Consider the following 23145-nt stretch of genomic DNA (forward strand, 5'->3'; position numbering starts at 1 on the left):
CCAGTGGGTTGCATACGTTCTGTGATCCCGCCCCGAACCACCGCCGCCGCCCCCCTCTCCTCCCCCTCCACCTCGACGAACGGCGCCGGAGGGATCACCCCGTGGACCCGGTGATCGTCGTCGGCGCCGGGCCCGTCGGCCTGTCGCTGTCGCTCGCCCTCGCCTCGCAGGGCGTGCCCTCCGTCGTGCTCGACGAGGGACCGGGCAAGGACGAACCCCGCCCCGCGCGCACCGTCGTGCTGCGCGAGGACACCGCGGACCTGATGGAACGCCTCGGCTGCTCGTCCCTGCACGAGGACGGTCTGCGCTGGACCGGCTGGCGCTCGGTGCGCCGCAAGCAACTGGTACGAGCCGTTCCGCTGGGCGAGGGGCAGGGCACCGTCCCGCTCCCCTCACCCGTCCACCTGCCCCAGCACGCGCTGGCCCGGGGGCTGCGCGCCGCGGTCGCCGCTCAGGATCTGGTCAGCATGGTGCCGCTCAGCAGGATCGACACCCTGGAGCAGGACGACCACGGGGTCACGGTGCACACCCGGGAGCCCGGGTCGACCTGGTGGCGCGGAAGCTATCTCGTGGGCTGCGACGGGGCCCGCTCCACCGTGCGCAAGCTGCTGGACATCAGGTTCCCCGGCCGTACGGCGGTGGAACGGCACGCCGTCGCCGCACTCCGCGCCGATCTGCCCTGGCCCGGGGAGGCCGTGCTGCACCGGGCACCCCCCTGGCGTTCCGGTGGTGCGGAGGTCACCGCACGGCCGCTTCCGGGCGGAGTCTGGCGGCTGGACTGGCTCCTTCCGCCACGCGGCGAGCTCGTCACCCCCGACGCGCTGATCACCCGCATCCGCGACACGCTCGAAGGCTGGTGCGGTGAGACGCCCGCCTACGAGCTGCTGGACACCGGCGTCTACACGCTGCACCATCGGCTGGCCCGGCGATGGCGGTCCAAGCGCGCCTTCCTGGCGGGGGACGCCGCCCATCTGCTGGGCGCACTGGGTACCCAGGGTCTGGACGAAGGGCTGCGGGACGCCGAGAACCTGGCCTGGAAGCTGGCCCAGGCCTGGCACCAGGACGCCGGCGAGCTGCTGCTCGACAGCTACCAGGCGGAGCGCCGGGCTGCGGTCGCCTCCCGGCTCCGGGCGGCGGACCAGTCGCTGCCGATACTGCGCGGCGGCGCGGGGCTGCGGACGCTCGTGCCCGGCAGCGCACGCGGGCACGACACCCTGCTGGCCGACGGGCACCTCGGGTGCGGACCTCTGGGCGCGCCCCCTTCGTACACGCACTCCCCCCTTGCGCCTCAACGCGCCGAGGGTCACGTCCCGGTGGGCACGGCGCCCGGTGCTCCGGTCGCCGATGTGCGGGTGACCGCTCCCGACGGGACGGCGGTCCGGCTGCGTGAGCGGCTGGGCCAGGGGCACCTGCTGGTGATCCTGGTCGCGCCGGGTACCGGGGTGTGGGACCGGAGGCACTGGATGACCGCAGGTGTCATGCCCCGGCTCGTGGACGCGGTGGACGCCCTCCCGGTGAAGGCCGAACTGCTGGTGACCGAGAGCTATCCCGGAGCCACGGCCCACACGGTCCTGCTGGTCAGGCCGGACGGGCATCTCGTGGCCGCCTTCAGCGGGGTACGGCCGGCAGAGCTCCACGCCGCGGCCGATGCCGCGCGCGGGGGTGGTACGGGCCCGGCGCACACCGAGAGGACCGGCACCACCACACGCTCCGACCGGACCGCGGACGTCAATTGACCGTCGCAGGCGCACATGGTGTACTCCAGATCATGACCGACACCGATGTGCGCCTGTGGCGGAGGGTCCATATGGATCTCGTCCGCTATGCGGGCTGCGTGTGTCGCCCGTCCTGCTGAATCGCTTCCCTCCGGCACGCCGCGCTGTTCTCCGCACGGCCGTGCGCCCTTGCGAACTTCTCAGGACGGCCCCTGTGTCTGCACCCTCTCCTTCCCCTGCCACGCCCGCGCCCGCCGCTGACGGGGACACCCCCGGAACCACTCCCGCGCGGGACGCTTCCGCGCAGGACGGTTCCGCAGCTGGGGTTCCCGCCCCGGCCTCCTCCTCCGGAACCGGCGGCGCCACCACGGCGCTAGGCGGCAGCGGCACCCCGGCACCCACCGCCGCGGAACTGCTCGACTTCGTCCGCCGTACCGCGCAGGACACCGCGCTCGTCGCCTCGCTGCCTCTCGACCCCGAGGGACGTACCTGGCTCCGGCTCGACGGTCCCGGCGGGAGCGAAGCGTGGCTGATCAGCTGGCCGCCCGGCACGGGCACGGGCTGGCACGACCACGCGGAGTCGACGGGGGCGTTCACCGTCGCCACCGGCGCCCTCAGGGAACACTCGCTGGCCGCCCGGCTCCCCACGGACGGCTGGAAGACCCTCGAACTGAACGAGGGCGTCGACCGGACCCGGCTGCTGGCGGCCGGTCAGGGCAGGGCGTTCGGCCGGCACCACGTGCACGAGGTGCTCAACGAGTCCGGGCACGAACATGCCGTGTCGGTGCATGCCTACTACCCGCCGCTGCCGCAGATCCGCAGGTACAGCCGCACGGGCGCCGTGCTGCGCCTGGAGCAGACCGAGCGCCCGGAGGACTGGCAGTGAGCGCCGGGGACGGGAGCGGACCGGAGCCGTCGGGCATCGACGAACTGCTCGACCGGGTCCGGGAAGGTTACGAGCGGATCGGCCCCGGACAGGCCGCCGCCGAGGCCGCTGAGGGGGCACTGCTCGTCGACATCCGTTACGCGGCTCTGCGCGAGCGGGACGGTGTCATCCCGGGGGCGCTGGTCGTCGAGCGCAACGAGCTGGAATGGCGGCTCGACCCCCAGGGCAGTCACCGTGCGCCCCAGGCGGTGAGCCACGATCTGCGGATCGTGGTGATCTGCAACGAGGGGTACGCGTCGAGCCTGGCGGTCGCCTCCCTGCACCAGCTGGGACTGCACCGGGCCACCGACCTGACCGGCGGCTTCCAGGCATGGCGCGCGGCCGGGCTCCCGGTCACCACTCCCTGACAGAGGTACGCGGCCCCCCGTGCGGGCCTTTGCCGGTGCCGGCCTGGCGGGGCCGGTGCCGGTGTCGGCCTGGAGGGCCGGTGCCGATGTCGGCCTGGCAGGGTCGGTGCCGGCCTGGAGGGCCGGTGCCGGTGTCGGCCTGGCAGGGTCGGTGCCGGCCTGGAGGGCCGGTGCCGGTGTCGGCCTGGCGGGATCGGTGCCGGCCTGGAGGGCCGGTGCCAGTGTCGGCCTGGCGCGCCAGGCCGACGCGGGTGGGGGTCTGGCGGGGTCGGTGCCGGGTACGGACCGCGTGCTGCCGCCCCCGGGGCGCGGCTCCCTGTGCGGGCCGGTCCGGTAGGGGTGCTCCGGTTACCGGTAGCGGACCGCACGCTGCGCCCCCGGGCCGGGCTCGGCCACCGCCGTCAGGCCGAATGAGCCCCTGACACACCCGAACGCTGCTCCCCGGTGGAGCAATCGCCGCGCACGACGGACATTCGCCTCATCACCGAGGACCCGGAATGTACGGAGATGGCGCGCCGATGGAAACCTCTCAGCTCACCCCTGACCAGCTGGACGCGCAGGTCTCCCGCCTGCACGCGACGGACGCCTGGCAGCGCATCGTCACCGGCTGGGACCGCACCGCCCCGGAGCCTGAGAGCCCGGCGCCCACGAACCCACCACTCGGGCCGCTCGCTCTGGAAGCCGTAAGCCCGCCTTCCGCCCCGCCCGCCCCGGAACACAGCGGCCTGCCGTCGCCACTGCCAGGCCGGGAGCATGCGGGTCCGCCGTCCGTGCGGCCTCGCCCGGGGCACGGGGGGCCTCCGTCCGCGCCGCCCGCCGCTGATCTCTTGGGACGGCGACCCTCTGCGCGGCCCGCTCCGGTTTACGAGCAGCGGCCGTCCGTGCGGACCGCCCGGGACGGGGGGGCGACGGCTGTACCTCCGGCCGACTGGCGGGGCCTGCTGACCAAGCCCGTCGACCAGCTGGTCGACGAGTCCTTGCGGGCGCTGCCCGCCCCGCCGCCCAAGGAGCGGCCCCTGCCGGGCCGCCTCGGCGCCGTACTGCCCGAGCGGCTCCACGCCTGGCGCCGCATCGGGCAGCCCGACGTCGCCCCGTCCACCCATCTCGGCCACGCACGGCGGATCCTGGTCGAGTGGGGCTGGCAGAACACCCCGTACCGCCTGCGCAACGCCCGCGGTGCGCGCTGCCTGTGCGGAGCCATGCTGACCGCGCACCGGCTCGGTTACGGGTCCCTCGACACCGTGGACCGGGCCGGCGCCTGGCTCATCACCGAACTGCGCTCCCAGGGCTGGACCGACCTGATCGGCCCCTGGAACCGGCAGCCCGGCCGCACCGCCGCAGAGGCTCTGGCCCTGCTGGACGCCACGATCCACCGGGCGTCCCAGGCAGGTCAGTGAGCACGCCGGGTGCGGCGGTGACCCCCTCCGCCACCGCCACACCCGGCACCGCAGCCACTCTGTACCAGGCGGCCGTTCGCCCACCGGTCCCCCGACCACACCGTCCGCCTGGCACATGGAGCAGGCCACGGGCCCGCGCTCCGCGCGCCGTTCTCCCCCGGCCCGCGCGCACCCCGCGCGGGCTGTCTCCCCCTTCGGTCTTCCGTCCGGCTGTTCGCCCCTCGTCCCCCGTTCACTGTTTCCCGGCGCCCCCGTCCCCCGCCCCGGTCAGAACGGCTCGTCCAGCCCTTCCGTGTCCTCGCCCTCGGCCTCGAGCGCCTGACGCACCACGCGCAGGGCCATCCCTTCCCCGTACCCCTTGCGCGCCAGCATGCCCGCGAGCCGGCGCAGTCGCTTGTCACGGTCCAGCCCCCGGGTGGAGCGGAGCTTCCGCGCGACGAGCTCCCTCGCGGTCTCCTCCTCCCGCTCGGAATCAAGCTGTCCTACCGCTTCGTCGATCACCGAGGAGTCCACCCCCTTGGTGCGGAGCTCCCGGACGAGAGCGCGCCGGGCCAGCCCTCTGCCGTGGTGCCGGGACTCGACCCAGGCGTCCGCGAAAGCCGCGTCGTCGATCAGCCCGACATCCTCGAATCTCGACAGAACCTCTTCCGCGGCCTCGTCGGGGATCTCACGCTTGCGCAGTGCGTCCGCCAGCTGCTTCCGCGTCCGTGGGGTCCCGGTCAGCAGCCGGAGACAGATGGCGCGCGCCTGCTCGACCGGATCTCGCGGTTCCCCCTTCTCGGCCCTCGACGAGGAGGGGGAACCGCTGCTTCTGGAGCGGGAGCGGGAACGTCGGCCCGCCCCCTCGCCGAACCCGGCCCCCCGACCGGGCTCCGGCGCATCCCCGGAGGACTCTGCGGCGAACTCGGGGCCGGAACCCGCGCCGGCATCGGCGCCCGGCCACTCCGTGCGACGCGTCACGGCCTAGCTCTTGGCCGCCGCGGCCTTGGCGGTCTTGGCCTTGGTCGCGGGAGCCGGAACCGACTTCGCGGCGCCGTCGGCCGGAGCACCCGCGGCAGCCGCCGCGTCGGCGGCCGGCTCGGCCGCGTCCTCCGCACGGACCCCCACACCGAGCTTGTCGAGGATCTTCTTCTCGATCTCGTTGGCGAGGTCGGGATTGTCCTTGAGGAAGTTGCGGGAGTTCTCCTTGCCCTGGCCGAGCTGGTCGCCCTCGTAGGTGTACCAGGCACCGGCCTTGCGGACGAAGCCGTGCTCCACTCCCATGTCGATCAGGCCGCCTTCACGGCTGATGCCCTGGCCGTAGAGGATGTCGAACTCGGCCTGCTTGAACGGCGGCGCGACCTTGTTCTTCACGACCTTGACGCGCGTGCGGTTACCGACGGCGTCGGTTCCGTCCTTGAGCGTCTCGATCCGGCGGATGTCCAGACGCACCGAGGCGTAGAACTTCAGCGCGCGGCCACCGGTCGTGGTCTCCGGGGAGCCGAACATCACCCCGATCTTCTCGCGGAGCTGGTTGATGAAGATCGCGGTGGTCTTGGACTGGTTGAGCGCGCTGGTGATCTTACGGAGCGCCTGGCTCATGAGACGGGCCTGCAGACCCACGTGCGAGTCGCCCATCTCGCCCTCGATCTCCGCACGGGGCACCAGGGCCGCGACGGAGTCGATGACGATCAGGTCCAGCGCGCCGGAGCGGACCAGCATGTCCACGATCTCCAGCGCCTGCTCGCCGTTGTCGGGCTGGGAGAGGATGAGGCTGTCGATGTCGACGCCGAGCTTCTTCGCATACTCCGGGTCGAGAGCGTGCTCCGCGTCGATGAACGCCACCGAGCCGCCGAGCTTCTGCGCGTTCGCCACGGCGTGCAGCGTCAGCGTCGTCTTACCGGAGGACTCCGGTCCGTACACCTCCACCACGCGTCCGCGCGGCAGACCACCGACGCCGAGCGCGACGTCGAGCGCGGTGGACCCGGTGGGGATCACCTCGATCGGCTCGTTCGGCCGCTCACCGAGGCGCATCACCGCGCCCTTGCCGAATTGCCGTTCAATCTGTGCGAGTGCGGCGTCCAGCGCCTTCTCGCGGTCGGTTCCTGCCATGGGTTCCACCCGATTTGCTTGAGTCGATCGCTTCACGTCACAGACGCTAACCCCTGCCACTGACAATGGGCCTCGACGTCCTCCCGGCCTGTGGACAACTCCACGGCCGGGCCCGGGAAAACCCGGCCGGAATCCCATGAGAATGGATGTTCGATTTTAGTGTCAAGCGCACCACGCCGGGCCGACACAGCCGAGCGTAACGGCTCACGGCGGTCGACAACGAGTGAGCCGGAGGGAGTCGGCGGACCCTGCGATCACCCTGCTAAATTCAGGCGATATGGGGACATCTGCGCGCAATCTCGCTGGAAAAGTTGCCCTGGTCGCCGGAGGCACCCGAGGCGCGGGCCGGGGAATCGCCACGCAGCTGGGAGCCGCCGGTGCCACCGTGTACGTGACGGGGCGCACGAGCGGCTCCGAGCGATCGGAGATGGACCGGCCCGAGACCATCGAGGAGGCAGCGGCGCTCGTCGACGAGGCGGGGGGCCGAGGGATCGCCGTGCGGGTGGACCACCTGGTGCCGTCCCAGGTCAGCGCCCTGGTGGCGCGCATCCGCAGCGAGCAGGGGGCCCTGCACGTGCTCGTGAACGACATCTGGGGCGCCGAGATCGAGTGGGGCAGACCGGTGTGGGAGTCGACCCTGGACATCGGGCTGCACACCCTGCGCCTGGCCGTCGACACCCACGCGATCACCAGCCATTTCGCGATCCCGCTCCTCCTGGAGACGCCGGGTGGCCTGGTCGTCGAGATGACGGACGGCACCGACGAGTACAACGCCGGCCACTACCGGGTGTCGTTCTTCTACGACCTGGCGAAGGCCTCGGTGAACCGGATGGCTTTCGCGCTGGCGCACGAGCTGGAGCCGCACGGGGCCACCGCCGTGGCGCTCACTCCGGGCTGGCTGCGGTCCGAGGCCATGCTCCAGGCCCACGGGGTCACCGAGGCGAACTGGCGCGATGCCGTCGCCCGGTCACCCCACTTCGCCGTCTCCGAGTCCCCTGCATACGTCGGACGGGCCGTCGCCGCCCTCGCGGGCGACCCCGAGGTGGCGCGCTGGAACGGCAGGACGCTGTCGAGCGGGCAGCTGGCGCGGGTCTACGGGTTCACCGATGTCGACGGCAGCAGGCCGGATGCCTGGAGGTACCTCGTGGAGGTCCAGGATCCGGGTCTGCCGGCCGATGTCACCGGATACCGGTAGTCCGCCTGACACCGATGGCGCCCCCGCCTCACCGGCGGGTCCGGCCACGCACCGCGCGGCGGATCCTCGACAGCACCGGCTCACCCCGGCGCAGGTGATGGCCGCCCTGCACCCTGGGGTCGTCCGTCACCGCGTAACGCTTCACGTACGCGCCCAGGAAGGCCTGGAGGGTCGCCACGGCCGGAATGGCGACCAGTGCCCCGACAGCGCCCATGAGCGCGGTGCCCGCGACCACCGAGCCGAAGGCGACCGCCGGATGGATGTCGACCGTCTTGGACGTGAGCTTGGGCTGCAGCACGTAGTTCTCGAACTGCTGGTAGATCACGACGAAACCGAGGACCCACAGCGCGTACCAGGGGTCGACGGTGAAGGCGATCAGCATGGGCAGCGCACCGGCCAGATAGGTGCCGATCGTCGGGATGAACTGCGAGACGAGACCCACCCAGACCGCGAGCGCCGGTGCGTAGGGCACTCCGAGGACCACCAGCAGGACGTAGTGGGCTCCTCCGGAGATCAGTGCCATCAGCCCGCGCGAGTAGATGTAACCGCCCGTCTTGTCGACCGCGATCTCCCAGGCGCGCAGGACCTCCGCCTGCCGGGCGGGCGGCAGCACGGAGCACAGCGCGCGTCTCAGCCGGGGGCCGTCGGCCGCGAAGTAGAACGAGAACAGGAAGATCGTCAACAGCCGGAACAGTCCGCCGAGCACCGTCGTGGAGACGTCGAGCACTCCGGTCGCGCTGTTCTGCACGTACCTCTGGAGCCAGTCCGAGTGCAGCAGGCTGTCCTGCACCTCGACCCGGGAGAGCTCGGTGCGGAAGGTCTGGTTGACCCAGTTGATCACCGAGTCGAGGTACTTGGGGAATTCCTCGACCATGTCGACGATCTGACCCGCGAGCATCGAGCCGAGCAGGACGACGAAGCCGGCCCCGGCGACGAGCACACCGAGGAAGACCAGGAAGGTGGCGAGACCCCGCCGCATCCCGCGTCCGGCCATGCGGCCGACGGCGGGTTCGATCGCCAGCGCCAGGAAGAAGGCGATGAGGATGTTGGTCAGCAGCCCGATGAGCTGGTCGAAGGCCCAGCTGCCCAGCAGGAAACACCCGTAGAGCGCGAGGGCCATGACCATGGCGCGCGGCAGCCAGGCGGGCATGCGGGCGGGACCGGTGCCGGACGGCGGACCGGGTGGAGCGGCCGGCGGGACGGGTGGTGAGGCGGGCGGCTGGGTCTGGGCGGTCTCGTCTGTCGGTGCCACGGGACAAGTCTCGCTCACCGCTGTGACAGCCCGGCACCGGCGGGTGGCGCCGAGGTGGCCGTGCGGGGGCCGGTGGCCCCTGCGTCAGCCCAGCCAGGCCCTGTCATCCTTCCGTGCGCGTCAGCGCCTGTCAGGAGGTACGCCGACCGCCGTACAGACGCCCCGCCACACGTCCTTCGCCTCCCACCCCGCGGCCAGGGCCTCGTGCACCGTACGGCCGCCGAGCTCGGACATGACGTGATCGCGCGCGAAGGAGTCCGCGTAGGCCTCGCCGAAGTACTCCGCCATCCGTTCCCAGAAAATCGTCAACCGCATGCCCCCAGTATCCCGCTCTACGGGTGCAGCCGGGCCGGGAGGCCGCGGGGGAGGGCGCTTTCCCCTCTACGGTCTGTCCATGGCTGGAACCGGAGCACATGCCCTCGCCCGCGCCGAGCAGTTCGTCTGGCTCACCGCACGTGTCCTCGAACAGCGGCGGTTCGTCCACCTCTTCCTGGGAGGGAGCGCGGATCCCGTCGAAACCGCGCTCGCCGCCTATCTGAACGACGACGGTGGCTACGGCCACGCGCTCGAACCTGACCTCCGGGGGCCCGTGAGCCAGCCGCTGCACACCGCTCACGCGCTGAGCGTTCTCGACTCGATCGGTCGTTGCGGTGGCCCACGCGCGGAGCGGATCTGCCGGTACCTCACCGATGTGTCGACCAAGGAGGGCGCTCTGCCCGCGCTGCACCCCTCGCAGCGCGGCTACCCCGCCGCGCCGTTCGTCCCGGTGGTCGACGACCCGCCGGCCGAACTGCTGGCGACAGGACCGGTGGTGGGGCTGCTGCACCGTAACGAGGTGTGGCACGCCTGGCTGTTCAGGGCCACCGACTTCTGCTGGGCCGCCATCGACTCGATGGCCCGGTCCCACCCGTACGAGATCGAGGCCGCCGTCGCCTTCCTGGACGGGGTCCCGGACCGGGCCCGTGCGGAGTCCGCCGCCGAACGGCTGGGGCAACTGGTCCGTGACCAGCGGCTGGTGGTGCTGGACCCGCGGCACCGCGCCGACTACCCGGTGTCCCCCGGTTACGCCCCGGGGGAACACCACTTCGCTCACGACTACGCCCGCTCCCCCGGTTCCCTCGCCCGCCGTTGGTTCAGCGACGCCGAGATGGAACGCTCCCTGGACCATCTGGCGGCCGAGCAGCAGGAGGACGGCGGCTGGCCGGTCAACTGGCGGCAGTGGGCGCCCGGAACGGCACTGGAGGGGCGCCCGATCGTGACGCTGAAGGCCCTGCGGACACTGCGGGCGTACGGACGCGACATCGGCTGATCCCCCGGGGCGCGGCTGGTCCGCCCCGGCTCACATCAGGGCGCGCAGGGCGGCGGTGACCACGACGGCGACACCGACGACGACCAGGAAGGGGGCCCTCAGCATCAGGGCGACGGCCGCCGCGGCGAGCCCGGCCGCTCTCGCGTCCAGCACCAGGTGCTGCCCGTCGCCGAAGGTCTGTTGAGCGGTGAGGGCCGCGAGCAGCGCCACCGGCAGGAGGGCCGCCAGCCGCTGGACGAGAGGGCGCTCCAGCACCCCGGCGGGTACCAGCAGCCCCAGGAGCTTCGCGAGATAGCAGCCGGCCGCGGTGAGCCCGATGGCGATCCAGATGTTCATCGGGCTTCCCGGGGCGCGGTCGGGGCTTCGGTGGGTGTCTCGCCGGGGCCCGTGCCCCGGCCCTTCAGGAAGAGGACGAGCGGAGCCGCCAGCGCGGACACGAGTACGGGGGCGCCCGCCGGCAGCACCGGCAGGAGACCGAGGAGCAGCAGGACCGCCAGCCCCGCCGTGACGCGCTCCGTACTGCTTCTGAGCATCGGCGCGAGCAGGGCGAGGAAGACCGCGGGACCGGCGGCGTCCAGGCCCCAGGTGCCGGTGTCGCCGAGCGCCTCGGCCCCCAGCGCGCCGGCCAGCGTCGTCAGGTTCCACAGGACGTAGAGGGTGAGACCGGTGACCGTGAACCCGATGCGTGCGGCACGGCGCGTGGGCTGGGGCAGAGTGACCGCGGTGGTCTCGTCGATGACCCATTGGGCCGCGAGGGGGCGCAGCGGGCGCGGCAGGGCGAGGAGCTGGGAGAGGCGCAGCCCGTAGAAGGCGTTGCGGATGCCCAGGAAGAACGCCCCGGCCGCGGCGGTGTAGGGGTTGCCACCGGCGGCAAGTGCCCCCACCAGGGCGAACTGGGAGGCGCCGGTGAAGACGAAGAGGCTCAGCGCGCAGGTCTGGAGAAGGGTCAGGCCGGAGCCCGCCGAGGTCACTCCGAAGGCGAAGCCGGAGAGCCCGACGGCTATGCCCACGCCGAGTGCGTCCCGGACGACGGCGCCGTCCGGCTTGCCCGGGTCCGTGACCGGCGCGTCGGGGCCGGCGCTCTGAGGGGGTGCTGTCTGTTCTGCCACGCCCGGCACGCTACGGGCAGGACGCGGGGCCGGTCTTGTACGTTCTTGCACGGTCGCGCTGGTAGGCGCCCGGAGGTACCCCGACGATCCGGGTGAAGTGACGGTTGAGATGGGGCTGGTCGGTGAAGCCGACGGCGGCGGCGGCTTCGGCGGGCGCGGTTCCGGCGTCGAGCATGCGACGGGCGCGGCGCACCCGGGCGTCGGTGAGCCAGGTGTGCGGGGGCATTCCGTACTGCTTCTTGAAGGCCCGCAGGAGGGCGAAGGGGCTGGTGCCGAGCTCGGCGGCGAGCGCCGCCAGGGTCGGGGGCCGCTCCATCCGTTCCTCCAGCAGGGCCCGGGCGCGTGCCGCGACGCGGGCGCCGGCGGAGTGGGCCTCCCTGGTGGGCAGCACGCTGCCGTGGAGGTCGAGCAGGCGGGCGACCATGACGCGCAGGACGCTGTCGGCGGCCAGGGCGTTGCCCTCCTCGGCGGCCCGGTGGACCTCGGTGATCAGCCTGGCGGCATGCGGGTCCCGTACGCCGGTCTCGGCGAATCCGACCGTGCCGCGCAGCTTCGTCAGGTCCGCCGCGATGTCGTTGATCACCTGGGCCGACGGGTAGAGCGTGGCGTACACCCAACCCTCGGGCACGCCGGCGCGGGCGGTGTGCGGCACCTCGGGGTTGATCATGACGACGGTGCCGGGGCCCGCGTGCACGGTGCCGCCGGGCAGCCCGACGTCCTCGACGCCGCTGGTGATCGTGCCGAAGACAAAGCCCTCGTGGCTGTGGCGCGGAAAGGTGTGACGGACGTAGCGGGCACGGAGGAGATCGAGGTCGGGCAGCTCCGCGTACTGCCAGTACCTCGCCCACTCCTTCTGCGCGCCCGCCGTCATGCCGGGAATTCTCGCAGGTCCGCGGGGGTGCCCGCAGTCCGGACAGGTAGGCGCCCGGGCACGTTCCCGGCCGTTGTCAGTGCGTGGGTGCACGATGGGGGGCATGGCCGGTTCCGCACTCGATTCGTTCTCGCCCGCGACCCGCGGCTGGTTCGCGGGCGCCTTCGACGCGCCCACGGCGGCTCAGGAAGGTGCGTGGCGGGCCATCGGTGAGGGGTCGGACGTGCTGGTCGTCGCACCGACCGGTTCGGGTAAAACGCTCGCCGCCTTCCTCGCCTCCCTGGACCGGCTCGCGGCCGTTCCGCCGCCCGCCGAGGCCAAGAAGCGCTGCCGTGTGCTGTACGTGTCGCCGATGAAGGCTCTGGCGGTCGACGTGGAGCGCAATCTGCGTTCCCCTCTGACCGGTATCCGTCAGGAGTCGGTGCGCCTGGGGCTGCCCGAGCCCGAGGTACGGGTGGGCATCCGTTCCGGGGACACCCCTGCGGCCGAGCGCCGTTCCATGGCGACGAGACCCCCGGACATCCTGATCACCACCCCCGAGTCGCTGTTCCTGATGCTCACCTCCTCCGCCCGCGACGCGCTGGCGGGGATCGAGACGGTGATCGTCGACGAGGTGCACGCTGTCGCGGGCACCAAGCGCGGGGCCCATCTCGCCGTCTCGCTGGAGCGTCTGGACGAGCTGCTGCCGCGGCCCGCGCGGCGTATCGGGCTGTCGGCGACGGTCCGCCCGGTCGACGAGGTCGCGCGGTTCCTCTCCCCGCAGCGGAAGGTGGAGATCGTCCAGCCTCCGTCGACCAAGGAGTTCGACCTCTCCGTCGTCGTACCGGTGGAGGACCTCGGCGAGCTGGGCGGGTCCCCCGCCACGGAGGGCGAGAGCGGGCAGGCCGAGAAGCCGTCGATCTGGCCCCATGTCGAGGAACGGATCGCCGATCTCGTCCAGTCCCACCGCTCCACGATCGTCTTCGCCAATTCCAGGCGGCTGGCGGAACGCCTGTGCAACCGGCTGAACGAGATCGCCTACGAGCGGGCGACCGGCTCCGTCTTCGAGGAGCAGGCGGCAGACGACGCGCCCTTGGCCGAGGCCCACTCCCCCGCCGAGATCATGGCGCAGTCCGGGGCCGCCAAGGGCGCTCCCGCGCTGCTCGCCCGTGCGCACCACGGCTCGGTGTCCAAGGAACAGCGCTCCCAGGTCGAGGAGGACCTCAAAGCGGGGCGGCTGCCCGCCGTGGTGGCCACCTCGAGTCTGGAGCTGGGCATCGACATGGGCGCGGTCGATCTGGTGATCCAGGTCGAGTCACCGCCGTCCGTCGCCTCGGGGCTGCAGCGGGTGGGCCGCGCCGGGCACCAGGTCGGTGCCGTCTCCACCGGTGTCGTCTTCCCGAAGTACCGCGGCGACCTGGTGCAGGCGGCCGTCGTCACCGAGCGGATGCGCGCGGGTGCCATCGAGGCCCTGCGGATCCCGTCCAACCCTCTGGACGTGCTGGCCCAGCAGATCGTCGCCATGGTGGCGCTGGACAGCTGGCAGGCGGACGACCTGCTGGCCCTGGCCCGCCGCGCCGCCCCGTTCGCCTCGCTCCCCGAGTCCGCCTTCACCTCGGTGCTCGACATGCTCGCGGGGCGCTATCCCTCGGACGCCTTCGCGGAGCTGCGCCCCCGGGTGGTGTGGGACCGCGTCTCCGGTACGGTCACGGGCCGCCCGGGCGCCCAGCGGCTCGCCGTCACCTCGGGCGGCACCATTCCCGACCGCGGGCTCTTCGGGGTCTTCCTGGCCGGCGCCGACCCGAAGAAGGGCGGCGGACGCGTCGGCGAACTCGACGAGGAGATGGTGTACGAGTCGCGGGTGGGCGACGTCTTCACGCTGGGGACGACGTCCTGGCGCATCGAGGACATCACCCGGGACCGCGTCCTGGTCTCGCCCGCCCCCGGGGTCCCCGGCCGCCTGCCGTTCTGGAAGGGCGACCAGCTGGGCCGTCCTCTGGAGCTGGGGCGTGCGCTGGGAGCGTTCCTCCGGGAGATCGGAGGGCTGTCCGCCGAGGACGCGAGGTTCCGGCTGCTCGCCGCGGGGCTGGACGCCTGGGCGGCCGACAACATCCTGGCGTACCTCGAAGAGCAGCGCCGGGCCTGCGGTCATGTCCCCGATGACCGGACCGTCCTCGTCGAGAGGTTCCGTGACGAACTGGGCGACTGGCGGGTCGTGGTGCACTCGCCGTTCGGCGCCCAGGTGCACGCCCCTTGGGCACTCGCCCTGTCCGCCAGGCTCGCCGAGCGCTACGGCATGGACGCCCAGGTGATGCATGCGGACGACGGCATCGTGCTGCGACTGCCCGACGCCGATCTGATGGGCCTCGACCTCCTCGACTTCGACCCCGTGCAGGCGGACCCGGGCGGTGCGTCCGCCGGCGGCACGCCCTCCCCCGTCTTCCCCGCAGCCGGTCACGACAGCGATCAGCCCCCGGTGGGCGCCGCCGACGTGGTCTTCGACAAGGGCGAGATCGCGCAGGCCGTCACCGAACAGGTCGGTGGATCCGCCCTGTTCGCCTCACGGTTCCGGGAGTGCGCGGCGCGCGCCCTCCTGCTGCCGCGACGCAGCCCGGGCAAGCGCACGCCTCTCTGGCAGCAGCGCCAGCGCGCGTCCCAGCTCCTCCAGGTGGCCTCCGAGTTCGGCTCGTTCCCGATCGTCCTGGAAGCGGTGCGGGAATGTCTCCAGGACGTCTTCGACGTGCCGGGGCTCACGGAACTGATGGGCGATCTGGAAGCGCGCCGCGTGCGCCTGGTCGAGGTGACCACCCCCGAGCCGTCACCGTTCGCCCGCTCGCTCCTCTTCGGGTACGTCGCGCAGTTCCTGTACGAGGGCGACTCGCCCCTCGCCGAGCGACGGGCCGCCGCTCTGTCGCTCGACTCCCATCTGCTGGCCGAGCTGCTCGGCCAGGCGGAGCTGCGCGAACTGCTCGACGCCGACGTCCTCGGCGAACTGGAGCGGGAGCTGCAGTGGCTGACCGAGGACCGAAAGATCAAGGATTCCGAGGGCGTGGCGGATCTGCTGCGTGTGCTCGGCCCCCTCACCGACGCCGAGCTGGCGGAGCGCGGTGCGGAAGCCGCCTGGGCGCCGGAGCTTGCGACCGCCCGGCGCGCCATCCAGGTCCGTATCGGCGGATCCGCGCACTGGGCTGCCGTGGAGGACGCGGGGCGGCTTCGCGACGCGCTCGGCACGGCGCTTCCCGTCGGCGTCCCCGAGGCCTTCACCGAGCCGGTCAAGGACCCGCTCGGCGACCTCCTCGCCCGGTATGCCCGTACGCACGGCCCGTTCACCACCACGCAGGCCGCACAGCGTTTCGGCCTCGGCACCGCCGTCACGGACGGGGCGCTGCAACGGCTCGCCGCGTCGGGACGCGTCGTCCAGGGCGAGTTCCATCCGGCCGGTATCGGACAGGAGTGGTGCGACGCCACGGTCCTGCGCCGGTTGCGCCGCCGGTCGCTCGCCGCGCTGCGCCAGGAACTGGAGCCGGTTCCGCCCGCCGCCCTGGCCGGTTTCCTGCCCCAATGGCAGCACCTCGGCGACCACAGCCTGCGTGGAATCGACGGACTGGCCCGCGCCATCGAGCAGTTGCAGGGCGCCCCGGTGCCGGCTTCCGCCCTGGAGAAACTGATCCTCCCGAGCCGGGTCATGGGCTACACCCCCGCCATGCTCGACGAGCTCACGACCACCGGCGAAGTCGTCTGGGCCGGAGCGGGCGCCCTCCCCGGCAAGGACGGCTGGCTCTCCGTCTACCTCGCCGACAGTGCGCCGCTGCTCCTCCCACCGCCCCTGCCGCTGGAACAGAGCGCCCTGCACGAGTCGTTGCTCACCGTCCTCGCCGGCGGATACGGCCTCTTCTTCCGTCAGATCGCCGACCAGGTCCGCGCCACCACCCACCCGGACTGCACCGATCCACAACTCGCGGACGCCCTCTGGGACCTGGTGTGGGCCGGTCTGCTCACCAACGACACCCTCGCCCCGCTGCGTTCGCTCCTCGGTTCGGGGCGCACGGCCGGCTCCACCGCGCACCGGGCGAAACGCAACGTGCCACGCGGGCGTTACGGCTCACTGACCGCGGCGGCGCGCCCCGCCTCACGCACAGGTCCGCCGACGGTCTCGGGGCGCTGGTCGCTGCTGCCGCAACGTGAGCCGGAGCCGACCCATCGGGCCCACGCACTGGCCCGGACGCTCCTGGACCGCCACGGAGTGGTGACCCGGGGCGCGGTCCAGGCCGAGGGCGTCGAGGGTGGCTTCTCCGCGGTCTACCGGATCCTCGCCGCGTTCGAGGACAGCGGACAGGCGCGCCGCGGTTACGTCGTCGAAGGGCTGGGGGCGGCCCAGTTCGCGATGGACGGTGCCGTGGACCGGCTCAGGGCCGCCTCCACCGCGCGCGACCGCGCCGACCCGGGCACGGTGTCCCGCGCGCTGGTCCTCGCGGCGGCCGACCCCGCCAACGCGTACGGCGCGGCGCTGCCCTGGCCCGAGTCACCGGACGGCGCAGGGCACAAGCCGGGCCGCAAGGCGGGCGCTCTGGTGGTCCTCGTGGACGGGGAGCTGACGCTCTACATGGAGCGCGGCGGCAAGTCCCTGCTCGCCTGGCCCACCGATCCCGCGGACCCGGCGCTCCGTGCGGCGGCGGAGGCGCTCGCGTCGGCCGCCCGCGCGGGCACGCTCGGCACGGTCACGGTGGAACGCACCAACGGCGCGTCCTCCCTCACCTCTCCGCTGGGCCGCACGCTGGAGGAGGCGGGTTTCCTGGCCACTCCCCGTGGTCTCCGGCTGCGCGCCTGACGGGCCGCGGTCAGCCCGCGGGACGTAGGGGAGTCACGGTCACGGCACGCGGGACGTAGGGAAGTCACGCCGCCCCCGGCACGGAGGACACGTACGAGACATGCCTGCCGACGCGCGGGCCGGAGAGGGCCACCGCCGTCGGAACCCGTCACCGAATCCGGCAGTCCCACCGAAACCCGGCACAGCCGCCGACGCTCCCACGGACACCGACGGCCGGCTCCGCGCATGATGCCGGACATCGGCGGCCGGCTCCGCGCATCATGGAGGCATGCCCGAAGGTGACACCGTCCTCCAGACCGCCGCCCGTCTCCATGCGGCACTCGCGGGCCAAGTGCTGACGGTCTCGGACCTGCGGGTGCCACGGTTCGCCACGGCCGACCTCACCGGCCGCACGGTCCTGGAGGCCACTGCGCGCGGCAAGCACCTGCTGACCCGCTTCGAGGGTGGTCTGACCCTCCACAGTCACCTGCGGATGGACGGTGCCTGGCGCATCTACGATCCGGGCGAGCGCTGGAGAGGTGGCGCGGCCCATCAGATCCGCGCGGTGCTCGCCACCGCAGAGCACACGGCGGTCGGATACCGGCTGCCCGTACTGGAGCTGCTCCGCACCGAGGACGAGGAACAGGCGGTCGGTCATCTCGGTCCCGATCTGCTGGGGCCCGGCTGGGATCCGGAGACCGCGCTGAGCAATCTGCTCGCCGACCCGGCGCGCCCCGTGGGAGAAGCGCTCCTGGACCAGCGCAATCTGGCGGGCATCGGCAACGTCTACATGTGCGAGCTCTGCTTCATGGCCCGGGTGACACCCTGGGTCCCCATGGGCGACCTGCCCCCGCTTCTCGCCACGCGTCTGGTCAGCACGGCCAAGCAGCTGCTGGAAGCCAACCGCACCCGTCCGGTGCGGACGACCACCGGCACCACCGAGGCCATGCGCCGCGCCCACGGGCGCGAGCGGGTGTTCGTCTACGGCAGAGCTCGCCGGCCCTGCCTGCGATGCCGCACACCCATCCGGGTGGCGGACCGGGAAGGCCGCCCCGCCTACTGGTGCCCCCACTGCCAGCGTGGACCCACCCCCTGAGAGGCCGGCCCGTCCGAGGCGGGCTTCCTCCCCCGCGAGCTCAGGTGGATATGTCCGTACGGTCGGTCGCGGTCTCCCCGTCGGCGGGCTCGGCCCGCACGGCGGCTGTCACATGCACGGGCAGCAGGCTCAGCCCCCACCCCCCGGCCGCCACCGCGCCCTCGACCAGACCCGCGTGTTCCGGTTCCAGGAGCAGCCGCGCCACGGCCCACCACCACAGGCCGCCGAGTACGAGCGTCGGTATCCATCGCCGCACCATGGCTGCCTCCTCCGGCCGACGTCAGTACGGCTCGATCTCCCGACGGGAGGGCGCATCGGCGCACCACCGGCGTGCGCGATGAGAGCGGACCACCAGAGCGCGCGCTCCCGGGAAGCTCCCGTCGGGAAGGGCCTCGGGAAGGGCCACCCCCTGCCCTCCCCCGCAGTTTCCCCCGGCCCGCCGCCGACTGCATCCGCGCCCGGCACGGGAACCACACGCGCAGGCCTCACCGGACGTGCCGAAGCGACGCCCCCACCGAACGCGCGGACACCATCCATGCCACCGGACACACGTGTGCCCCCGCCGAACGCGTCGGCAGGGGCACACGGCGGGCGACGGTGCAGAGCGCCCGGCAGGAAGGCCGGTGGTCAGTGCCGGTCGTCCTTGAGGGAGTCCTTCACACCCTTGGCGCGCTCCCCGGCGTTGTCCAGGGTGTCCGCGGTCTTGGCCTTCGCCTGGTCGGCCTTGCCCTCGGCCTCCTTGCGGCGGTCTCCGGTGAGCTTGCCGGCCGTTTCCTTGGCCTTGCCCTTGATCTTGTCCTTGGCCTTGTCGTCAGTCATCTCGTACTCCTCACTCGTTGCCGGGCACCTGCGCCGGGCCTCCGGGCCGGACGTACGGTCCGGCGGGGCCCACTGCGTCGCGTCAGGCGCTCTCGGCCTGGAACATCCAGGCGTGCTTCTCGAGGTCAGCCGTCAGGGTGATCAGGATGTCCTGGCTGACGGGGTCCGGGTCCGCGGTCGCCTCGATCCGCTCCCGCATCCGGTCGATGACCACACGCAGCGCTTCGACCAGCGCCTTCACCGCGTCCACGTCCTTGATCCAGCCGTCGGGCACGGAGTCGATGGCCGTGGTCTTGGCGAGGGTCTTGGACCGTCCGTCCGGGTTGACACCCACCGCCGAAGCCCGCTCCGCGACGATGTCCGAGTGCTGCCGCGCCGTGTCGACGACCTCGTCGAGCTGCAGATGGACAGACCGGAATCGCGGGCCGACCACATTCCAGTGGACCTGCTTGGCCGCCAAGGAAAGGTCGATCAGGTCCACGAGGGCACCCTGCAGTGCGTCTCCCACGACCTTGCGGTCACCTTCGGTCAACGCGCTCTTCACGACAGACATGCAATTCTCCGATCGGATAGCTGCTAGCTGTTCGGCCTACCACCCGTCCACGATGGCACAAATGACGCTAAACAGTCATTCGGGTGGGTTCCCCGGTGGGGTTCTCCACCCGGCCTGCACTCCGCCTGCCCGGCTACACGCTTTGCACACACCCCGTACGCGAAAGCCCCGGCCGACCCCCTGAAGGGGCCGACCGGGGCTTCGTTCACCACGAACCGTGCGGTCAGGCGGCGACGACATCCACCGCTTCCGCGGGCGCCTTGATGGTCACCCGTCCCGTCGGCACGCCGGCGACCGACGCGACAGAGACGGAATTGAGCATCGGGCGTACCGGCACAGGCACCGCATCACTGGCTGCTGCCGACTCGGCCAGCTCGGCCAGCGACAGTTCATCGCTCACTTCACGCATGAGCTCGGACATCCGTACGTCCAGCGCGTCGCAAATGGCGGAGAGCAGCTCGGAGGATGCCTCCTTCTGCCCCCGCTCCACCTCGGAGAGATAGCCGAGCGAGACTCGGGCGGACGAGGAGACTTCGCGCAGAGTACGGCCTTGGCGCTGGCGCTGCCGACGCAGCACGTCACCAAGCAGGCGACGGAGCAGAATCATCGGTGGCTCCCTCCTCGGACCGCGTAGCCGCATCCTTCACGCCCCACCGTACCGCCTTGCGCTGCGGCCGTGCGGGGAGCGATGTCGTGTTCACTCAGGGCTGCAAACATCAATTCCCCCCGTTCTGTTCCGTATCCTGTGCCCTCGCATTTTCGCCGAGTTCGCCCGAGAGCAGTTCCAGCAGACTCCGTACGCTCTCTTTACGGATGTCCGCACGCCCGCCGTTCAACCTCAGCTCGGCGACATTCTGCACGCCGCCCGGGCCGCAGACGGCCACGAAGACCGTTCCGACGGGCTTGCCGTCCTGTGCGTCCGGTCCCGCGACCCCCGTGGTCGAGACTCCCCAGTCGGCGCCGAGGACCCGGCGTACGCCGGCGGCCATCGCCCCGGCGACATCCGCGTCCACCGCCCCGCGCTCGGCCAGGAGTGCGCCGTCGACGCCCAGCACGTCCCGCTTCAGGGACGTGGCGTACGCCGTGACGGACCCGCGGAACGCTCGGGAGGCTCCGGGGACGGACGTGAGCTCCGCGGCCACCAGACCGCCGGTGAGGGACTCGGCGACGGCGAGCGTCTCACCGCGCTCCTGGAGCCGCCGCAGCACCCTGGCCGCCCCGGAAGTCACCGCTCGGCCTCCGAGGCGCCTCTGACGCCCGCGACGGGCGCCGCTTCCGTGGCGCCGCGCAGGCCCGCCACGGGATCCACGATCGGCTGCACGCCCTCGCCGGCCGAGTCCGCGACACACTGCCCGCTGACACCGTCCTGGACGTCCGCCACCGCCGCGACCGCCTCCAGGGCGGCCGCACGCTCGGCCGCGAGCCCCCTGCGGCGCAGCACGACGGCCTGGCGTACGTAGTCGAGACCGGTGACGACCGTCAGCACGACGGCGGCCATCATCACCCAGAAGCGCAAGGTCGCCAGGGGCCCGGTCAGCGCCAGGACGTACATGCCCACGGCGATGCCCTGGGCCAGGGTCTTCATCTTCCCGCCGCGGCTGGCCGGGATGACCGAGTGCCGGATGACCCAGAAGCGCATGAGGGTGATGCCGAGCTCGCGGAACAGGATCACGCCGGTGATCCACCACGGCAGGTCCCCCAGCGAGGACAGGCAGATCAGCGCCGCCCCCATGATCGCCTTGTCGGCGATCGGGTCGGCGATCTTCCCGAAATCGGTGACCAGGTTGTACGTGCGTGCCAGATGGCCGTCGAAGACATCGGTGATCATCGCGACGGCGAAGGCCGCCCAGGCGAAGGACCGCCACATCGGGTCGTAGCCGCCGTCGTGCAGGAGCAGCACGACGAAGCACGGGACCAGCAGCAGCCGCACCATCGTGAGGATGTTCGCGATGTTCCACAGGCCGGCCTGACTGACGGCCGCCGTGCCCAGCTCGCCGCCACGGGGCGTCGGCGTGACGCCGGAGCCCCCTGCCGCGGATGCCTGGGCTCCCGTCATCTGGCTGCCTCCGCAAGCTCGTGGTGTTCGGCCACGAGGTCCACTCCCTCGGAGCCCACTGCCTTCGCTTCGACCATACGGCCCGGCACGAGCCCTTCGCGTGCGGTGAAGACGACCTGGCCGTCCGTTTCCGGGGCCTGGTGCGCGGCACGGCCCACCGCGACGGGGCCGTCCTCCTCGGATTCCACGGACTCGACGAGGACCTGAAGGGTCTCGCCGACCCGCTCCTCCGCCCGCTGCGAGGTCAGCTCCTCGGCGAGCTGCGAGATGTGTGCCAGGCGCTCGGCGATGACGTCGGCGTCCAGCTTGTTCTCGTAGCCGACCGCCTCGGTCCCCTCCTCGTCGGAGTATCCGAAGACACCGATGGCGTCCAGGCGCGCGCCGGTCAGGAAGCGTTCCAGCTCGGCGAGGTCGGCCTCGGTCTCACCGGGGAACCCCACGATGAAGTTCGACCGGGCACCGGCCTGCGGGGCCTTGCCCCGAATGGTGTCCAGGAGCTCCAGGAATCGGTCCGTGTCACCGAAGCGCCGCATCGCGCGCAGGACGCCGGGGGCGGAGTGCTGGAAGGACAGGTCGAAGTACGGGGCGACCTTGGGCGTCGACGTCAGGACGTCGATGAGTCCCGGCCGCATCTCCGCGGGCTGGAGGTAGCTGACCCGGATGCGCTCGATGCCGTCGACCTCGGCCAGTTCGGGCAGCAGGGTCTCCAGGAGCCGGATGTCACCGAGGTCCTTGCCGTAGGAGGTGTTGTTCTCGGAGACGAGCATGACCTCCTTGACGCCCTGCTCGGCGAGCCAGCGGGTCTCGCCGAGGACGTCCGAGGGCCGCCGGGAGATGAAGGAGCCGCGGAAGGAGGGGATCGCGCAGAAGGAGCAGCGCCGGTCGCAGCCCGAAGCGAGCTTCACGGAGGCCACGGGGCTGGTCCCCAGCCTGCGGCGCAGCGGGGCCCGAGGGCCTGAGACGGGCGCGACGCCTTCCGGCAGGTCCGCCGGTGCGGGCGCGATCTCCTGGGCGTGACCGGGCAGCGCGACGGCGGCGTCCTGGCGCTCGGCCGGGCTGATCGGCAGCAGCTTGCGCCGGTCGCGCGGGGTGTGGGAGGCGTGGATACCGCCGTTGAGAATGGTCTGGAGACGGTCGGAGATGTCGGCGTAGTCGTCGAACCCGAGGACTCCGTCCGCTTCCGGCAGCGCCTCGGCGAGGTCCTTGCCGTAGCGCTCGGCCATGCAGCCGACGGCCACGACGGCCTGGGTTCTGCCGTGATCCTTCAGATCGTTGGCTTCGAGCAGGGCGTCGACGGAGTCCTTCTTGGCGGCCTCGACGAAGCCACAGGTGTTGACGACGGCGACATCCGCGTCCGTGGCGTTCTCGACGAGCTCCCAGCCGTCCGCTGCCAAGCGGCCTGCAAGCTCCTCCGAGTCCACCTCGTTACGGGCGCATCCGAGAGTGACAAGGGCGACGGTACGGCGTTCGGGCATGGGCTCAAGACTACTTTGTCCCGGCCGTCACCCCACCGTGCAGGGTTCACCGCTACGGGGAGTGACCGGGGCGGCGCCGCCGGAGGACGAAAACGGTGCGTGCCCGGCAGCAGCTGCTGCCGGGCACG

General features: G+C 72.1%; 23 protein-coding genes. 9 read left to right on the forward strand and 14 right to left on the reverse strand.

Going from position 1 to position 23145, the window contains the following annotated elements; translation table 11 throughout:
- Positions 1-101: 101 nt before the first annotated feature.
- The 5 genes from ACFY8O_RS29765 to ACFY8O_RS29785 all read left to right on the forward strand — a co-directional run bounded on the left by ACFY8O_RS29765 (position 102) and on the right by ACFY8O_RS29785 (position 4405).
- Positions 102-1736, forward strand: coding sequence for an FAD-dependent monooxygenase (locus ACFY8O_RS29765; RefSeq protein WP_387907749.1), 1635 nt, complete (start codon positions 102-104; stop codon positions 1734-1736).
- Positions 1737-1768: 32 nt separating this feature from the next.
- Complete coding sequence (locus ACFY8O_RS29770; protein ID WP_311605579.1) at positions 1769-1855, forward strand: putative leader peptide; 87 nt, start codon at positions 1769-1771, stop codon at positions 1853-1855.
- Between the two features lie 74 nt (positions 1856-1929).
- Positions 1930-2601, forward strand: coding sequence for a cysteine dioxygenase (locus ACFY8O_RS29775; protein ID WP_387907752.1), 672 nt, complete (start codon positions 1930-1932; stop codon positions 2599-2601).
- Complete coding sequence (locus ACFY8O_RS29780; RefSeq protein WP_387907755.1) at positions 2598-3008, forward strand: rhodanese-like domain-containing protein; 411 nt, start codon at positions 2598-2600, stop codon at positions 3006-3008. Before ACFY8O_RS29775 ends, ACFY8O_RS29780 begins: the two co-directional genes overlap by 4 nt.
- A 518-nt stretch (positions 3009-3526) precedes the next feature.
- Positions 3527-4405, forward strand: coding sequence for a DUF6197 family protein (locus ACFY8O_RS29785; protein WP_449341833.1), 879 nt, complete (start codon positions 3527-3529; stop codon positions 4403-4405).
- A 267-nt stretch (positions 4406-4672) separates the two neighbouring features.
- Here ACFY8O_RS29785 and recX read toward each other — a convergent pair whose 3' ends face one another.
- Both recX and recA read right to left on the reverse strand, forming a co-directional pair.
- Positions 4673-5365, reverse strand: a complete 693-nt coding sequence (gene recX / locus ACFY8O_RS29790) for a recombination regulator RecX (protein WP_387907758.1) — start codon at positions 5363-5365, stop codon at positions 4673-4675.
- Between the two features lie 3 nt (positions 5366-5368).
- Positions 5369-6496 (reverse strand): recombinase RecA, encoded by a 1128-nt coding sequence (recA, locus tag ACFY8O_RS29795; protein WP_145808786.1) that lies wholly within the window; start codon positions 6494-6496, stop codon positions 5369-5371.
- 277 nt (positions 6497-6773) lie between these two features.
- Between recA and ACFY8O_RS29800 the strand changes: the two genes are divergently transcribed.
- Positions 6774-7691, forward strand: a complete 918-nt coding sequence (locus ACFY8O_RS29800; protein WP_387907762.1) for an SDR family oxidoreductase — start codon at positions 6774-6776, stop codon at positions 7689-7691.
- 28 nt (positions 7692-7719) lie between these two features.
- Here the strand turns inward: ACFY8O_RS29800 and ACFY8O_RS29805 are convergent, their stop codons facing one another.
- Positions 7720-8841, reverse strand: a complete 1122-nt coding sequence (locus tag ACFY8O_RS29805) for an AI-2E family transporter (protein ID WP_387907824.1) — start codon at positions 8839-8841, stop codon at positions 7720-7722.
- 222 nt (positions 8842-9063) lie between these two features.
- The gene (locus ACFY8O_RS29810; RefSeq protein ID WP_387907765.1) at positions 9064-9258 is read right to left on the reverse strand and encodes a DUF3046 domain-containing protein; all 195 of its coding nucleotides are present in this window, start codon (positions 9256-9258) and stop codon (positions 9064-9066) included.
- A gap of 79 nt (positions 9259-9337) precedes the next feature.
- Between ACFY8O_RS29810 and ACFY8O_RS29815 the strand changes: the two genes are divergently transcribed.
- Positions 9338-10252 carry a hypothetical protein gene (locus ACFY8O_RS29815; RefSeq protein ID WP_387907768.1) on the forward strand — a complete coding sequence of 305 codons (915 nt, stop codon included), beginning with the start codon at positions 9338-9340 and terminating at the stop codon, positions 10250-10252.
- Between the two features lie 30 nt (positions 10253-10282).
- Here ACFY8O_RS29815 and ACFY8O_RS29820 read toward each other — a convergent pair whose 3' ends face one another.
- The 3 genes from ACFY8O_RS29820 to ACFY8O_RS29830 are packed head-to-tail and all read right to left on the reverse strand — an operon-like array spanning position 10283 to position 12232.
- On the reverse strand, positions 10283-10588 hold the full coding sequence (locus ACFY8O_RS29820; RefSeq protein ID WP_145808794.1) for an AzlD domain-containing protein: 306 nt from the start codon (positions 10586-10588) through the stop codon (positions 10283-10285).
- A complete protein-coding gene (locus ACFY8O_RS29825) occupies positions 10585-11361 on the reverse strand; it encodes an AzlC family ABC transporter permease (protein ID WP_387907772.1) in 777 nt (258 codons plus the stop codon). Before ACFY8O_RS29825 ends, ACFY8O_RS29820 begins: the two co-directional genes overlap by 4 nt.
- A 10-nt stretch (positions 11362-11371) precedes the next feature.
- Positions 11372-12232: an AraC family transcriptional regulator gene (locus tag ACFY8O_RS29830; RefSeq protein WP_387907775.1), complete on the reverse strand. Its 861-nt coding sequence runs from the start codon at positions 12230-12232 to the stop codon at positions 11372-11374.
- A 103-nt stretch (positions 12233-12335) separates the two neighbouring features.
- Here ACFY8O_RS29830 and ACFY8O_RS29835 point away from each other — a divergent pair, with 103 nt between their 5' ends.
- Positions 12336-17039, forward strand: coding sequence for an Lhr family helicase (locus tag ACFY8O_RS29835; protein ID WP_387907778.1), 4704 nt, complete (start codon positions 12336-12338; stop codon positions 17037-17039).
- A gap of 268 nt (positions 17040-17307) precedes the next feature.
- Positions 17308-18114 (forward strand): DNA-formamidopyrimidine glycosylase family protein, encoded by an 807-nt coding sequence (locus ACFY8O_RS29840; protein ID WP_387907780.1) that lies wholly within the window; start codon positions 17308-17310, stop codon positions 18112-18114.
- Between the two features lie 40 nt (positions 18115-18154).
- Here the strand turns inward: ACFY8O_RS29840 and ACFY8O_RS29845 are convergent, their stop codons facing one another.
- The 7 genes from ACFY8O_RS29845 to rimO all read right to left on the reverse strand — a co-directional run bounded on the left by ACFY8O_RS29845 (position 18155) and on the right by rimO (position 23017).
- Positions 18155-18373 carry a hypothetical protein gene (locus tag ACFY8O_RS29845; RefSeq protein ID WP_387907782.1) on the reverse strand — a complete coding sequence of 73 codons (219 nt, stop codon included), beginning with the start codon at positions 18371-18373 and terminating at the stop codon, positions 18155-18157.
- A gap of 368 nt (positions 18374-18741) precedes the next feature.
- Positions 18742-18933, reverse strand: coding sequence for a CsbD family protein (locus ACFY8O_RS29850; protein ID WP_145808807.1), 192 nt, complete (start codon positions 18931-18933; stop codon positions 18742-18744).
- 82 nt (positions 18934-19015) lie between these two features.
- The gene (locus tag ACFY8O_RS29855; RefSeq protein ID WP_387907784.1) at positions 19016-19486 is read right to left on the reverse strand and encodes a Dps family protein; all 471 of its coding nucleotides are present in this window, start codon (positions 19484-19486) and stop codon (positions 19016-19018) included.
- 223 nt (positions 19487-19709) lie between these two features.
- Complete coding sequence (locus ACFY8O_RS29860; RefSeq protein WP_014153702.1) at positions 19710-20093, reverse strand: helix-turn-helix domain-containing protein; 384 nt, start codon at positions 20091-20093, stop codon at positions 19710-19712.
- 109 nt (positions 20094-20202) lie between these two features.
- On the reverse strand, positions 20203-20715 hold the full coding sequence (locus ACFY8O_RS29865; RefSeq protein WP_387907787.1) for a CinA family protein: 513 nt from the start codon (positions 20713-20715) through the stop codon (positions 20203-20205).
- Positions 20712-21542, reverse strand: coding sequence for a CDP-diacylglycerol--glycerol-3-phosphate 3-phosphatidyltransferase (pgsA, locus tag ACFY8O_RS29870; protein ID WP_145808814.1), 831 nt, complete (start codon positions 21540-21542; stop codon positions 20712-20714). Before pgsA ends, ACFY8O_RS29865 begins: the two co-directional genes overlap by 4 nt.
- Positions 21539-23017, reverse strand: coding sequence for a 30S ribosomal protein S12 methylthiotransferase RimO (gene rimO / locus ACFY8O_RS29875; protein WP_387907791.1), 1479 nt, complete (start codon positions 23015-23017; stop codon positions 21539-21541). The genes pgsA and rimO overlap by 4 nt, the downstream gene beginning before the upstream one ends.
- Positions 23018-23145 lie beyond the last annotated feature (128 nt).

The sequence above is a fragment of the Streptomyces argenteolus genome, assembly GCF_042902585.1.
GTDB classification, from domain to species: domain Bacteria; phylum Actinomycetota; class Actinomycetes; order Streptomycetales; family Streptomycetaceae; genus Streptomyces; species Streptomyces argenteolus.

Coding starts and splice junctions, on each gene's coding strand:
- pgsA (WP_145808814.1), bottom strand. CDS start 21,542: ATGACGGGAGCCCAGGCATCCGCGGCAGGGGGCTCCGGCGTCACGCCG.
- ACFY8O_RS29835 (WP_387907778.1), top strand. CDS start 12,336: ATGGCCGGTTCCGCACTCGATTCGTTCTCGCCCGCGACCCGCGGCTGG.
- ACFY8O_RS29810 (WP_387907765.1), bottom strand. CDS start 9,258: ATGCGGTTGACGATTTTCTGGGAACGGATGGCGGAGTACTTCGGCGAG.
- ACFY8O_RS29815 (WP_387907768.1), top strand. CDS start 9,338: ATGGCTGGAACCGGAGCACATGCCCTCGCCCGCGCCGAGCAGTTCGTC.
- ACFY8O_RS29770 (WP_311605579.1), top strand. CDS start 1,769: ATGACCGACACCGATGTGCGCCTGTGGCGGAGGGTCCATATGGATCTC.
- ACFY8O_RS29860 (WP_014153702.1), bottom strand. CDS start 20,093: ATGATTCTGCTCCGTCGCCTGCTTGGTGACGTGCTGCGTCGGCAGCGC.
- ACFY8O_RS29830 (WP_387907775.1), bottom strand. CDS start 12,232: ATGACGGCGGGCGCGCAGAAGGAGTGGGCGAGGTACTGGCAGTACGCG.
- ACFY8O_RS29840 (WP_387907780.1), top strand. CDS start 17,308: ATGCCCGAAGGTGACACCGTCCTCCAGACCGCCGCCCGTCTCCATGCG.
- rimO (WP_387907791.1), bottom strand. CDS start 23,017: ATGCCCGAACGCCGTACCGTCGCCCTTGTCACTCTCGGATGCGCCCGT.
- ACFY8O_RS29785 (WP_449341833.1), top strand. CDS start 3,527: ATGGAAACCTCTCAGCTCACCCCTGACCAGCTGGACGCGCAGGTCTCC.
- ACFY8O_RS29805 (WP_387907824.1), bottom strand. CDS start 8,841: ATGCCCGCCTGGCTGCCGCGCGCCATGGTCATGGCCCTCGCGCTCTAC.
- ACFY8O_RS29845 (WP_387907782.1), bottom strand. CDS start 18,373: ATGGTGCGGCGATGGATACCGACGCTCGTACTCGGCGGCCTGTGGTGG.
- ACFY8O_RS29800 (WP_387907762.1), top strand. CDS start 6,774: ATGGGGACATCTGCGCGCAATCTCGCTGGAAAAGTTGCCCTGGTCGCC.
- ACFY8O_RS29820 (WP_145808794.1), bottom strand. CDS start 10,588: ATGAACATCTGGATCGCCATCGGGCTCACCGCGGCCGGCTGCTATCTC.
- ACFY8O_RS29855 (WP_387907784.1), bottom strand. CDS start 19,486: ATGTCTGTCGTGAAGAGCGCGTTGACCGAAGGTGACCGCAAGGTCGTG.
- ACFY8O_RS29850 (WP_145808807.1), bottom strand. CDS start 18,933: ATGACTGACGACAAGGCCAAGGACAAGATCAAGGGCAAGGCCAAGGAA.
- recA (WP_145808786.1), bottom strand. CDS start 6,496: ATGGCAGGAACCGACCGCGAGAAGGCGCTGGACGCCGCACTCGCACAG.